The sequence below is a fragment of the Methylobacillus sp. genome (assembly GCF_036844465.1).
Classification (GTDB): domain Bacteria; phylum Pseudomonadota; class Gammaproteobacteria; order Burkholderiales; family Methylophilaceae; genus Methylobacillus.
The window spans coordinates 1-13,108 of the sequence record NZ_DAIUFW010000013.1; the positions used below are offsets into that span (position 1 = coordinate 1).

A 13,108-nucleotide genomic window follows, 5' to 3' on the forward strand; every position below is an offset into this window, starting at 1 on the left:
CACGATTGTCGGCACATGCTTCATGCCTGCCATGTGCTGGATAGAACCGGAAATAGGCGCGCGGTATGGGCGCTCCCAGTCTGGCCTGTCCATACGGTGTATCCAGCCGGAGTTCAGATTGAGGAAGTTGAAGATAATGTAGCTGACGTTGGCTGCAGCAAGCAGGAACACATAGTCAGACAGCAGCAACAGCACCAGGTTGACCACCAGGTTGGCGCGCATGGCGTTGACAGGCGCGCCGTGAGCGTTCACACCTGAGAGGAACTTGGGCAGCAGGCCATCCTCGGAACCCTGGTACAGGGTGCGGGAAGCGCCGGACAAGGTTGTCATGATGGACAGCATCAATGCCAGTACCAGCATCACTACCAGCAAATTGGCAATCATCGCGCCGCCGCCAAGAATCCCGGCCAGCGCATTGGCCACACCCATGCCGCTGTAGATATCCGGTGCCAGCATGCCGCTATAGACCGCAGCAGCGGTTTCCACTCCATTGGCATCCACTACGGCAGGAGAAATCAACTCTCCCAGGCCGAGGTGACCCTGGAATGCCAGTGGCACCAGTGTGTAAGTAGCCACACAGAGCAGACCAGAATAGAAGATAGCCTTGAAGGTATCGGTCTTGGGATCCTTGAATTCGCGGGTATAGCAGACTGCGGTTTCAAAACCATAGGTTGACCAGGCTGCGATGAACAGGGCCCCAGCCATCAATACCCAGCCATTGAGATCCCACAGGCCATCAACCACGTTGCCCACACTATCGTAGGCCAATGGCGAGAGCGGGAAGAAATGGTTGACGGGCATGTCGCCAGTCAGGATAGGCACCAGGCCCACCAGGATGAGTGGCATTAAACCTGCCAGGCTCAGGATCATGGTAGTTTTGGCGGAACGCAGGATACCGCCATACTGGATGATATAAGCCAGCACCAGCAATATCGCTCCCAGCACAAAGGTCGCATTGATGCGCAACTCTAGACCACTCTTGAGCAAGCTCAAATCCATCAGGGTCAGGGACCAGGTATTGATTGCCGCATCCGGGGCGAACATGGCGGTCAGCACATAGCCTGCCGCAAGCCCGGAACCGATGGAAAGCACCGGCGTCCATGCTACCCAGTTACACCATATCGATAGCGGCGCGACGAACTTGAAGTACTTGACCCATGCCACGGCGCCATAGACTGACGCCCCCCCGGTCTTGTTCGGGAACAAGCCGGCGATTTCAGCATAGGTAAATGCCTGTATAAACCCGAAACCGATGGACAACATCGATTCTTGAATTCCCGCGTATAGCACACAGCCGTTTCGAAACCATAAGTGGACCAGGCCGCCATGAACAAGCCGCCCGCCATCAATGTCCAGCCAGAAATATCCCATCTGCCGTTCGCCACATTGCCCATTTCGTCATAGGCAAGCGGCAGCAGCGGCACAAAATTGGAAACCGGCGTATCCCCTGTCAATAAAGGTACCAGGCCCACCAGTATCAGAGGAACCAAGGCGATAAAGCCGATAATGGCGGTGATTCTGGCGGATCGGCGAATACCCCCATGTTGTATGGAAAATACGCCCAGCAAAATGGTGGCGCCGAGGATGAAGGTGGCATTTACCCGCAAAACCAGGCCGCTCTTGATCATCCCCAGGTCAAGCAAGGTGATCTGCCAGCGGTTGATCACCGCATCTGGCTCAAACAGCTCGCTGAGGATATAACCCGCCGCCAGCCCCGAGCCGATAGCCAGACCGGCGACCAGGCAAACCAGTTGCACCAGACCGAAATCGGGGCGAGAAACTTGCTGTACCGCACCCAGGCCATGGCGCCATGAATGGATACGCCACCGGATTTGTGCGGAAACAAGCCGGCAATTTCCGCATAAGTAAATGCCTGCAGCAAGGCAAAGGTAATGGAAATGACCCAGACAATCCAGGCGGGCTTGCCGACCGTGGCAGTCACCGCCCCCATGGAAAACAACACCAGCGCCGGAACGCCGCTGGCGACCCAGAATGCGCCATGCCAACTTATCGAGCGATGCAAGACAGCGTTCTGGCTGCCGTTTTCCTCATAGGTATCGGCGGTCGCAATCTCCCCGCCGCGCAAACCGGTCAGCACCGGATACTCCTGGCATAAAGGCATATCCTCTGCATGTCGCCAGTTTTATACCCCAGCATCAGGTCATGCATGTTCAGGCGGAAGCCAATTGCAGATGGTGCTCTACCCTGACAGATATCTTTGCCGCCGCCATTGGCATGAGGCTGCCAAGATCAGGCTGATGGTCAGAAAATATGGCATCCGTGCTCATCCCTCGCGCCATGGCGGCTTTCCAACCATCATGCACCATGTCTGGATGACCGCTGAAATATACCTTCCAGTCGGCCGACAGTGATGTTGACGCCATGGCTATATCCAGTGCCCGGCCTTGCTGGCAATGCGGGATCATCCCGCTGCCAGAGATACAAGGAATGTAATGCAGATTGGGGTAAAGCTTTTCCAGCGCGCGCAATTGCTCCATCAGGTATAACTCCTTGCCGTGACGCACGCCATGATACAGCCTGATAGGAGCCTCATGACCATGAAACAACGCTTCCCGCACAATGCCGTAAAACGAGGCCAACCCCGAGCCTGTCGCCACCAGCAACATGGGAGTATCCGGCTGTGGCTGATAGGTGCTGGCCCCGGCAGGCTGTCCGACGAATACCTTGTGCCCCGGCTTGAGGTTGTGATGCACCCACCAGCCGCTGGAACCCTCTTCGCCTTTTTTGACATGCAAATGGTAGGCCATGTCCACCGAAGGCGCGCTCGCCAAGGAGTAATAGCGCATCATCTGGTCATTGATACATACCGGCAAATATTGCCCTGCCTGATACTGATAGTCATGCGCGCTACGCAAGCGTATCTCCAGCGTGGTTTCATTGAGCGGGATCATGCGCTCCACGACTGCCGGTGAGAATTTGGGCGCCCGCGCCCCTTGCCTGGATAGTGTCATTGCCGAATTCCAATCCTGTATAAAACTAACTCACTCGCTGATGAAATCCATGATTTCCAGGCCGAACCCTGCCATGCTGGGCATTTTGCGTGGCTGCGCCAACAAGCTCATCTTGCCGACGCCGACATCGCGGAGGATCTGTGCGCCTATGCCGTAATCCAGTAACGTGTGCCCAGGTCTTTTACTGATCTCCGGCTGGCACGGCTCATTCAGCATTTCGTCGCCATCCAGCTTGCGGCACAGCATGACCAGCACACCGCTTTCCGCATGCTGTATATATTCCAGCGCGTGCGGAATGCTCCAGCTATGCTGCTTGCTGTCGCTATCCAGGATATCCAGTACAGATACCGGCTCATGCACCCGCACCACTGTTTCGCTTGTACGGTCGGGCGCGCCTTTCACCAGCGCGATATGGGTTTCCTGTGTTGTCTTGTCCAGATAGGCCAATAGCCTGAACTGTCCCCAGGCAGTATTGATCCGTTTTTCTGCCGTGCGCGTAATCAAGGTTTCAGTCTGGCTGCGATACTCGATGAGGTCAGCAATAGTGCCTATGCGCAAACCATGCTCGGCGGCAAATTGCAGCAGGTCAGGCAGGCGCGCCATATTGCCGTCGTCATTCAATATTTCGCAGATCACGGCAGCAGGTTCCAGCCCTGCCAGCCGCGCGAGGTCGCACCCTGCCTCGGTATGTCCGGCCCTGACCAGCACGCCGTCGTTTTGCGCGATTAGGGGGAAAATATGCCCCGGGCTCACGATATCGCCAGCGCTGGCATTGGGCTGCACGGCAGTCTTGATGGTCCAGGCGCGGTCAGCCGTCGAGATGCCGGTGGTCACGCCGTGCGCCGCTTCGATGGAAGCCGTGAAATTCGTCCCCATGCTGGCGCCGTTATGCTCCACCATGGGCGCCAGCCCCAGTTGCTGGCAACGCGCCTGTGTCAGGGTCAGGCAAATTAGCCCGCGGCCATAGGTAGCCATGAAGTTGATATGCTCGGGCGTGACGTATTCTGCCGCAAACAACAGGTCGCCTTCGTTCTCCCTATCCTCTTCATCGACAATCACCACCATCCGGCCAGCGCGGATATCTTCAATAATGTCCTCGATGGGGCTGATTCTGGCTTGTTGCAGAAAGGAAGTATTCAGGTCATTCATGCCTGCCCCCCCCTTCGATGACAGCAAAGGCGGAGTGATTGTGAATGGATTCAAAATTCTCGCACTCCACGGTATAACGCCCGATACGCGCATCATTGGCAATCGCGGCGGCAACGTCACGCACCATGTCCTCGACAAACTTGGGGTGGTCATAAGCATATTCAGTGACATATTTCTCGTCAGGCCGCTTCAGCAAACCATATAGTTGGCAACTGGCCTGCTGCTCCACCAGCTCGATCAAGTCCTCGACCGGGAGCATTTCCTTGAGTTGCGCGGTGACAGTGACATGCGAGCGCTGATTATGCGCGCCATAACTGGAGATTTTCTTGGAACAGGGGCAAAGACTGGTGACCGGCACCAGCACGCGCAGCGTGATCTGGCAATCACCATCCCGGATTTCCCCCAGCACGGTGACCTCATAATCCATCAGGCTCTGCACGCCAGAAACCGGGGCCTGCTTTTGCATGAAGAACGGAAATGCCACTTCAATGTATCCAGTGGTTGCTTCCAGCTGCTGCGCCATGCGCTGGAGCACTTGCTGAAAATGAGCGGTATCAATTTGAAATGCCCCGCCGCCCAACTCCTCGATAAAGCGCGACATATGCGTGCCTTTCAAGTGGTGCGCCAGGTTCACATACATGCTGAAAGTGGCAATGGAGTGCTGCATGCCACCTGCCCGCTCGCGCACCTGGACAGGATGGCGGATATCCTTGATGCCAACCTTGTTGATCGCAATCCTACGCTTGTCCAACGCGTTCTGGACATCTTCAGTGGCCAACTCAACCGGGAGATTCATGACTAAATGACCTTTCCGCTTCCATGCGACTGATCCATCCCGTCACCGCGGCGCGACCCTAAAAAAGAAGGGAGCCGGAAATGGACGAAACAACCTGGATCAGATCAATGCGCAATTCACTTACGACTCCCTTCAACCACGTGGGGGATGCAATGGAGATAAGCTGAAAACCTTCAACTTGCGTGCATTATCGGAATCACCGCCTTGGGCGGCAATTCCAACTAGTGATTACTCCAAAAGAAGTATATGAAGGGAAGCCGCCATCGCAGGCGGCCATCATGGAAGGTGTTGGATTACATCTTGCCGAATGTGTCGCACGTTTCCACTTTGCCGCTCTTGTAGCCAGTGGTAAACCATTGCATGCGCTGCGCGCTGGTACCATGGGTAAAGCTTTCCGGCACCACATAGCCCTGGCCGCGTTTCTGCAGGTAGTCGTCGCCTATCCGCGATGCCGCATTCAATGCGGATTCGATATCGCCGGATTCCACCATGCTGTATTGGCTATCGGCATGATGCGCCCAGACGCCCGCAAGGCAATCCGCCTGCAACTCCTGCAGGACGGAAAGCCGATTGGCATCCGTCTGGCTCATGCGCGAGCGGGCCTGGTCCACCTTGGGTAATACGCCCAGCAGGTTCTGCACATGGTGCCCGACTTCATGCGCGATCACATAGGCACGGGCGAATTCTCCCGGTGCGCCCAGCTCTTTTTCCAGCGTGTCATAAAACCCCAGGTCGATATACACCGTTTGGTCAGCCGGGCAATAGAACGGTCCCATGGCGCTCTGGCCCAGGCCGCATCCCGTCTGAGTCGTATTGGAACCGCCGCCGAACAGCACCAGCCTGGGCTCTGCGTATTGCCTGCCAGCCGCGCCGAACAGTTTTGCCCAGACATCTTCGGTACTGGCCAGCACCGTGGAGACGAACATCGCCTGCCGGTCGCCTGCAGGGGGTGCCGCGCCCTGTTGCGTTATCGGCGCATTGGCGCCATCGAGTAAACCGAGGATAGTCAGCGGGTTCACGCCGAATATCCAGCCAGCCACCACCGCCACCACTATCGTTCCCAGGCCCAGCTTGCCCGCGCCGCCCCTGCCGCGCCTGTCTTCCACGTTGCTCGAACGCCTTAATCCATCCCACTTCATTTTCGCTCTCCCGTTGAACGCTTACAGCAGCAATGCCAGAGTATTTGCATAGCGATAGAGTAGCACTGCCGCCTTCTTCATTTATTGCTCTTCACACTTGGTATTTCATATTTCCCATCCACAACTCGCGCTACATATCTGGCTTGGCGGATGCTATTGACGCAGAAAATCCAGAAACACCGCATCAAAATCAGTATCGTGGAGATAATTCTTGCAATTGCTCACAGATCAACGCTTCCGACTCCCTGAACCTGAGCGCGTGACGTAGCGCTGCCTTAAATCTTCGTTTATTCAGCGTGTTGTTTCCACTATAATAGTCGGTCTTGTTTTCTCACAATTTGGCTAGCCATGCAAAGAACTATGCTCAAATCCAAGCTGCATCGCGTGCGAGTCACGCATTCGGAGCTGGACTATGAGGGCTCCTGCGCCATTGATGAAACGCTGCTGGAAGCAGCCGACATCAAGGAATATCAACAGATCGACATCTATAATGTCAATAACGGCGAACGCTTCACCACCTACGCGATCCGCGCCGAGCGCAACTCCGGCACCATCTCGGTGAATGGTGCCGCTGCGCGCCGCGCAAGCCCTGGCGACCTGTTGATCATTGCCACCTATGCGAGCTACTCTGAAGACGAACTCGTTCAATTCAAACCCCAACTGGTGTATGTCGATGCGCAAAACCGTATCAAGGACCAACGCCAGCATATTCCTGTACAAGCTGCCTGATGCTAGACCTAGAACAAATGAAACTGGCCGTCGTTGACGCGCTGGAAGATATCAAAGCCTTCGATATTACTGTCATGGACGTGCGCAAGCTCACCTCCCTGACCAGCTACATGATTGTCGCCAGCGCAAACTCCACGCGCCAGGCCAAGGCCATTGCCGACAATGTACGCGAAAAACTCAAGGAAAAAGGTGCCCATATTCAGGGCACCGAAGGCGAGAAAGAAGGTGAATGGGTACTGGTTGACCTGGGCGATATCGTGGTGCATGTCATGATTCCCGCCACCCGCGCCTATTACAACCTGGAGCAACTCTGGGGCGAAACCGAAAACCGTCGCGGCCACATCACGGCCACAGAGTAACCGTTCTTCCTTGAAGCTGCGGATTATTTCTGTCGGTCATAAAATGCCGGGATGGGTGCAATCCGCATGCACTGAATACACCAAGCGCATGCCGCGCGAGATGAGCGTGGAAATCGTCGAAATCAAGCCCGACAAGCGTGCTGCCGGCAAAAATTCTGAAGTCGTGCAGGAAGCCGAAGCCAAGCGCATCCTGGAAGCCGCTGGACAGGATTATCTTGTGGTACTTGATGAGCGCGGCCAGGAAGTCACGACCCTGCAACTGGCCGACAAGATGCGCCTATGGATGGAAAGCGGCCGGGATGTGAGCCTGGTGATCGGCGGGGCCGACGGCTTGCATGACGGCCTGAAGCGCAAGGCCGACTGGCTGTGGAGTCTATCCAGGCTCACCATGCCGCACGGCATGGTGCGCGTGATGCTGAGCGAGCAACTCTATCGCGGATTAAGTGTCATCAACAATCATCCTTACCACCGCGAATAACCCATGACCAAATCTCTGGTGTGGTTCCGCCGCGACCTGCGCGACTACGACCATGCCGCGCTCTACCATGCCCTGAAGGATTCCGAAAAGGTCGTGTGCGCCTTCGTCTTCGACACCGATATCCTCGATGGCCTGCCCAAGCAAGACCGTCGAGTGGAATTCATCTGGGAAAGCGTGCTTGAACTCAAGCTTGCCCTGCAGCACCGCGGCGGCGACCTGCTGGTGCGCCACGGCAAGGCGATTAACGAAATCCCTGCGCTCGCAAGCGCATTGGGCGCAGAATGCGTCTACTGCAACCGCGATTACGAACCGGCAGCAGTGAAAAGGGACGACACCGTCAGGCAGCGGCTAGAAGAGCAAGGCATCGCGTTCAAGAGCTGCAAGGACCAGGTAATCTTCGAGCGCGACGAAATCATGACCAAGTCGGGCACCCCGTTCAGCGTCTTCACGCCGTACAAGAACGCCTGCCTGAGGAAATTGGACGACTTCTACCTCAAGGCCTACCCGGTGGACCGCTACATGCGCCAGCTGGCGCAATCCGCACCGCAGCCGATGCCGTCCCTGGAGTCGTTAGGCTTTGCGCGCAGTAACCTCAAGCAGCTCAAGCTGCCTACCGGCATGTTGGGCGGCATGGCCTTGTTCGAGAACTTCAGCGAACGCATGCCGCGCTACCGCGATGCGCGCGACTTCCCCGCATTGAAAGGCCCGTCCTACCTTTCGGTGCACCTGCGCTTCGGCACCGTGTCCATCCGCCATTTGGCAAGGACGGCGTGGCAGCAAGGTGGCGCGGGCGCGGAAACCTGGCTCAACGAACTGCTGTGGCGCGATTTTTATTTCCAAATCCTGCACCATCATCCGCAGGTAGCCGCAGGACATAGCTTCAAGCCGGAATTCGAGCATATCCCGTTTCCCAATGACGAAAGCCTGTTCCAGGCTTGGTGCGAAGGGCGTACCGGCTATCCGCTGGTCGACGCCGCTATGCGCCAGATCAACCAGACCGGCTACATGCACAACCGCTTGCGCATGGTCGCGGCGAGCTTCCTGGTCAAGGACTTGCTGATCGACTGGCGCTGGGGCGAACACTACTTCGCGGAGAAACTGATCGACTTCGACCTCGCCGCGAACAACGGCGGCTGGCAATGGGCGGCATCGACCGGCTGCGACGCGCAGCCGTGGTTCCGCATCTTCAACCCGGTGACGCAATCGGAAAAATTCGACCCCGAGGGCAAGTTCATCCGCAAATACGTGCCCGAACTCCAGCCATGCAACAACAAGGAAATCCACGCCCCATGGCTGATCCCGCTATTGCGGCAGCAGGCGCTAGGGCTGGTGATCGGCAAGGACTACCCCGCTCCCGTGGTAGATCACGCCATGCGCCGGGAGCAGGCGCTGGCGCTGGCGCTATACAAACGGGCTGGCAGCAAAGAAAAAACTCAGGAGTAGCCGGTCATGAAACTCCGATAGCGGCAAGCTACGCTGTCGGGTCGGTGAAGGAATGATACTCCTGCAAGCGCTCGACCTCTTCCCGCGCACCCATGATAACTGCCACGCGCTGATGCAGGCTGCCCGGCTCTATTTCCAGAATATTCCTGTGCCCGGTACTGGCAAGCCCGCCAGCCTGCTCCATCAGCCACCCCATGGGATTGGCCTCATACAACAGCCGGAGCCGACCGCCTCGCCCCACGCTACGGCTATCCAGCGGATAGAGGAACACCCCGCCTCGCATCAGTACTCTGTGCACATCAGCCACCATGGCCGCTGACCAGCGCATGTTGAAATCCTTCGCGCGCGAACCGCTGCTGCCTGCAATGCATTCCTCGATATAACGCTGCACCGCAGGCTGCCAGAAACGCTGGTTGGACATATTGATGGAAAATTCCTGCGTTGCCGGTGCAACCGTCAGCGCAGGATGGGTCAGATAAAATTCACCGCTATCCGTATCCAGCGTGAATCCGTGCACCCCTTGCCCCAAGGTCAGCACCAGCATGGTAGAAGAGCCATACAACGCATAGCCAGCTGCCAGTTGCCGATTGCCGGGCTGTATGAATGAAGCCTCACTCACGTTGCCGGGTGGCGCGGGCAGTACCGAAAAAATACTGCCGACAGCCAGGTTCAGATCGACATTCGACGATCCATCCAGCGGATCAAATGCCAGCAGATAGTCGGCAGACGACTTGCCTGCGAACAGTTGCGCATGCTCCATTTCCTCGGAAGCAATCGCCGCCACATGCGGGTGCCGTTGCGCCATTTGCGCAAACAACTCATTACTGATCAGGTCCAAGGTCTTCTGCTGCTCGCCCTGTATGTTTTCCTGACCAGCGCTGCCCAGATTGCCTTGCAACGCACCATGACCAATAGCATGGGCAACCGCCTTGCATGTAGAGGCAAGCTCCTCCACCAGTGACAGCAACCCGTCTGCCAATCCATGTTGCCTGCCCTGCTCGGACAGGAAATCCGAAAGTTTCTGTATTACCATTTCCTTCCTCCATAAAACTGTATCAATATCCCGCATGGCCAGATACATCACCACCCAGCCACCAGGTGTTTCATTTTTACAACGATGCCCCTCAGATAGGCCACAGATGTGTCAAATTCCATGGACAACGAAAAACTGCTCGGTTAAAGTGGATTCCGTTTGTGTCAAATTAGAGACACCCAATAATAATTAGGACAATTGTATGCGCGTTAAAATTTCAGGGATTGCAATCAGCGTTGCGCTTGCATTCAGCGTGTCTGGCTGTGCCACCCACGCCAATAAAGACCCACTGGAAAGTATGAACCGCGGGATTTACAAATTCAATGATACCGCCGATAAAGCCGTCATCAAGCCTATCGCTGGCGCCTACAAGGCCGTTCTGCCCAGCCCGATTCGCACAGGCATCCATAACTTCTTCAGCAACCTGGGGACTGTAACCTCCCTGATCAACAACCTGCTGCAATTTGAATTCGGCAAGGCGATGGACAATGCCGGACGCCTTGTCATCAACTCCACTGTCGGCCTGGGTGGCTTGGTGGACGTCGCCTCCATGGACAATGTGCCCAAGCACAACGCCGATTTCGGCCAGACACTGGGCAAATGGGGCGTAGGCAGTGGCGCCTATATCGTTTTGCCCTTCATCGGCCCGAGCACCCTGCGCGATACGGCAGGCCTGGCAGTGGATACCGTTTACCTCGACCCTATCCAGCTTGTGGATGAGGCTCGCGCACGCAACCAGTTACGCTTGGTCAAGTTCATCGACCTGCGCGCGCAATACCTGCCCGCCAGCGACCTGATTGATGACGCAGCGCTGGACCCATACATCTTCATGCGCGAGGCATACCTGCAACGCCGTGCCATCGCTATCCATGGCGACGTACCCACTCATGACGATAATTTCGATGACGACGACGAAGAGCAACCAGCTCAATAACACCGATTGTTATTCAGTAAAAAGCCACGCAATGCGTGGCTTTTTATTTTCTCACCTCTTCAACTCGACATTATTCCCCACTTGCCACCGTCATGCGCTCAATCAGAATGGAGCCGGTTTGCTTGGAGCCTTGCACCAAAACATCATTGCCCACAGCCACGATGTTCATGAACATTTCAGCCAGGTTGCCAGCAATCGTAATCTCTTCCACTGGATAAGCAATCACACCATTTTCTACCCAAAAACCAGCCGCGCCGCGTGAGTAATCGCCAGTCACCATATTGATGCCATGTCCCAGCAGCTCAGTCACCAGCAGGCCTGTGCCCATGGTCTTGAACAAACCTGCCAGGTCGAGGTCACCATGCCGGACAATCAGGTTATGGTTGCCGCCTGCATTGCCTGTGCTTTGCATGCCGAGCTTGCGGGCAGAATAACTGCCCAGCATATATCCCTCCAACACACCGTTATTGATCAATGTCCGGGAGCGAGTGGCAACACCCTCATTATCAAATGGCGAACTGGCAAGGCCGCGCGGAATATGCGGCAACTCCTCTATGTTCATGAGGGAGGACATCACCTGTTTGCCCAGGCTATCAAGCAGGAAAGAAGACTTGCGGTACAGGCTGCCACCGGAAATGGCCGATACCAGATGAGAGATCAAGCCGGACGCCAGCGGCGCCTCGAACAATACCGGTACCTGGCAGGTTTTCACTCTTCCCGGATTCAATCGGCGTGCGGCACGCTCGCCCGCGCGCAACCCAACCGCGCGTGCAGAATCGAGGTCCTGGGCGCGGCGTGCACTGGTGTACCAATAGTCGCGCTGCATGCTGTCGCCAGCCTCGGCGATCACCGAACAACTCAGGCCATGGCGTGAACTGGGATATCCGGCATTGAATCCATGGCTATTCGCATAGGAAAACAAACCTTCGTAAGTCGATACCGAGGCCCCTTCGGAATTGCTGATGCGCGGATCAGCCGCTCTTGCCGCCTGCTCGCATTCCAGCGCCAACGCCAGGGCATCATCCACGCTGATTTCCCAGGGATGGTACAGGTCAAGGTCAGGGATTTCCCGCGCCAGCAAAGCAGGATCTGCCAAGCCGCAAAATTCATCCTGGGCAGTGTAGCGGGCAATATTGCAGGCAGCAGCGACAGTGTCGCCCAGCGCTTGCAAGCTGAGGTCGGAAGTGCTGGCATGTCCCTTCTGCTGTCCGAAGTAAACAGTGACAGACATACCCTTGTCGCGGTTGTATTCAATGGTCTCGGTCTCGCCCATGCGAATCGAGACATTCTGTCCGATTCCCAAGCTTACTTCAGCTTCTGCCGCGCTGGCGCCAGCAGCCTTAGCCAGGCGCAACACCTCTTCGCTTAAACCCTTGAGCTCATCCAGCGTGTATGAAAAGCGCGCACCATGCGCTATCTGGTCGTTCACAGGAGTCTCTTTACAAAAAACTGTTATCATACATCAGCATGAAACCGAACAAGACAGAAAACACCGCACACGACATTGATCCCATCAGCAAGACCAAACGCAAGGCCGAGGCAGATGCCCAGCAAGCGATTGGGGTGACGCTGGTCGGACTGCCCAAGGATAAGCTGGCCAAGCTGGATCTGCCAGAAGCCTTGCTGGATGCCATTCATGAGGCCAAACGCATCACCTCAAATGGTGCGTTGCGCCGACAGATGCAATATATTGGCCGCCTGATGCGTGACACCGACACCACTCCTATCATGGAACAATTGCAACGCTGGGAGGGTTCACACAATGAAGAGAATGCGCGCTTCCATCGTCTGGAGCAGTGGCGTAGCCGCCTGCTGGACGACGAAGCGGCGTTGGCAGAATTCATCAAGGAATATCCGCATACCGAGGCGCAACAGATCCGGAACCTGATTCGCAATGCGCGTCGTGAAATAGCCGCCTCCAAGCCACCCAAGAGCAGCAGGGAGTTATTCAAGCTCATCCGCAGCATCACGGAAAACGTTACTTCCGAGATAAACAACGAGGCAGAACTGGATACTGATTCCTCCATCAGCGCAACCTAATATCCATTGCCCCGCAGGCCATGCCTGCTAGAAACC

At 56.2% G+C, this 13,108-nt stretch carries 13 protein-coding genes and 1 pseudogene; 6 read left to right on the forward strand and 8 right to left on the reverse strand.

The genetic code is table 11. The features are described from left to right. From V7Z75_RS12595 to ypfJ, 6 genes and pseudogenes are all read right to left on the reverse strand, one after another. On the reverse strand, nucleotides 1-1,263 hold a 1,263-nt coding region (locus V7Z75_RS12595), incomplete at its 3' end, for an APC family permease (protein ID WP_334109012.1). Between the two features lie 2 nt (nucleotides 1,264-1,265). Next, nucleotides 1,266-2,122: pseudogene (locus V7Z75_RS12600) on the reverse strand (APC family permease); the annotation flags it as partial. A 49-nt stretch (nucleotides 2,123-2,171) separates the two neighbouring features. Further along, entirely contained in the window at nucleotides 2,172-2,972 is an 801-nt protein-coding gene (locus tag V7Z75_RS12605) for an FAD-binding oxidoreductase (protein ID WP_334109013.1), read from the reverse strand. 30 nt (nucleotides 2,973-3,002) lie between these two features. After that, a complete protein-coding gene (gene ribBA, locus V7Z75_RS12610; RefSeq protein ID WP_334109014.1) occupies nucleotides 3,003-4,121 on the reverse strand; it encodes a bifunctional 3,4-dihydroxy-2-butanone-4-phosphate synthase/GTP cyclohydrolase II in 1,119 nt (372 codons plus the stop codon). Continuing rightward, nucleotides 4,114-4,917, reverse strand: a complete 804-nt coding sequence (gene folE2, locus V7Z75_RS12615; RefSeq protein ID WP_334109015.1) for a GTP cyclohydrolase FolE2 — start codon at nucleotides 4,915-4,917, stop codon at nucleotides 4,114-4,116. Before folE2 ends, ribBA begins: the two co-directional genes overlap by 8 nt. 293 nt (nucleotides 4,918-5,210) lie before the next feature. Continuing rightward, complete coding sequence (gene ypfJ, locus V7Z75_RS12620) at nucleotides 5,211-6,056, reverse strand: KPN_02809 family neutral zinc metallopeptidase (RefSeq protein ID WP_334109016.1); 846 nt, start codon at nucleotides 6,054-6,056, stop codon at nucleotides 5,211-5,213. 348 nt (nucleotides 6,057-6,404) lie between these two features. Here ypfJ and panD point away from each other — a divergent pair, with 348 nt between their 5' ends. The 4 genes from panD to V7Z75_RS12640 are packed head-to-tail and all read left to right on the forward strand — an operon-like array spanning nucleotide 6,405 to nucleotide 9,065. Then, the gene (panD, locus tag V7Z75_RS12625; protein ID WP_334109017.1) at nucleotides 6,405-6,785 is read left to right on the forward strand and encodes an aspartate 1-decarboxylase; all 381 of its coding nucleotides are present in this window, start codon (nucleotides 6,405-6,407) and stop codon (nucleotides 6,783-6,785) included. Further along, complete coding sequence (gene rsfS / locus V7Z75_RS12630) at nucleotides 6,785-7,144, forward strand: ribosome silencing factor (RefSeq protein ID WP_334109018.1); 360 nt, start codon at nucleotides 6,785-6,787, stop codon at nucleotides 7,142-7,144. Before panD ends, rsfS begins: the two co-directional genes overlap by 1 nt. Nucleotides 7,145-7,154: 10 nt before the next feature. After that, complete coding sequence (rlmH, locus tag V7Z75_RS12635) at nucleotides 7,155-7,622, forward strand: 23S rRNA (pseudouridine(1915)-N(3))-methyltransferase RlmH (protein WP_334109019.1); 468 nt, start codon at nucleotides 7,155-7,157, stop codon at nucleotides 7,620-7,622. 3 nt (nucleotides 7,623-7,625) lie between these two features. Beyond that, nucleotides 7,626-9,065 (forward strand): cryptochrome/photolyase family protein, encoded by a 1,440-nt coding sequence (locus V7Z75_RS12640; protein ID WP_334109020.1) that lies wholly within the window; start codon nucleotides 7,626-7,628, stop codon nucleotides 9,063-9,065. A 28-nt stretch (nucleotides 9,066-9,093) separates the two neighbouring features. Here the strand turns inward: V7Z75_RS12640 and V7Z75_RS12645 are convergent, their stop codons facing one another. Beyond that, the gene (locus V7Z75_RS12645) at nucleotides 9,094-10,098 is read right to left on the reverse strand and encodes a class 1 fructose-bisphosphatase (protein ID WP_334109021.1); all 1,005 of its coding nucleotides are present in this window, start codon (nucleotides 10,096-10,098) and stop codon (nucleotides 9,094-9,096) included. Between the two features lie 202 nt (nucleotides 10,099-10,300). Between V7Z75_RS12645 and V7Z75_RS12650 the strand changes: the two genes are divergently transcribed. Continuing rightward, on the forward strand, nucleotides 10,301-11,032 hold the full coding sequence (locus tag V7Z75_RS12650; RefSeq protein ID WP_334109022.1) for an MlaA family lipoprotein: 732 nt from the start codon (nucleotides 10,301-10,303) through the stop codon (nucleotides 11,030-11,032). 70 nt (nucleotides 11,033-11,102) lie between these two features. Here V7Z75_RS12650 and pmbA read toward each other — a convergent pair whose 3' ends face one another. Then, on the reverse strand, nucleotides 11,103-12,461 hold the full coding sequence (gene pmbA, locus V7Z75_RS12655; protein WP_334109023.1) for a metalloprotease PmbA: 1,359 nt from the start codon (nucleotides 12,459-12,461) through the stop codon (nucleotides 11,103-11,105). A 38-nt stretch (nucleotides 12,462-12,499) separates the two neighbouring features. On the opposite strand from pmbA, the gene yjgA reads away from it, so the two are divergent. Further along, the gene (gene yjgA / locus V7Z75_RS12660) at nucleotides 12,500-13,072 is read left to right on the forward strand and encodes a ribosome biogenesis factor YjgA (RefSeq protein WP_334109024.1); all 573 of its coding nucleotides are present in this window, start codon (nucleotides 12,500-12,502) and stop codon (nucleotides 13,070-13,072) included. The last annotated feature ends 36 nt before the right edge of the window (nucleotides 13,073-13,108 follow it).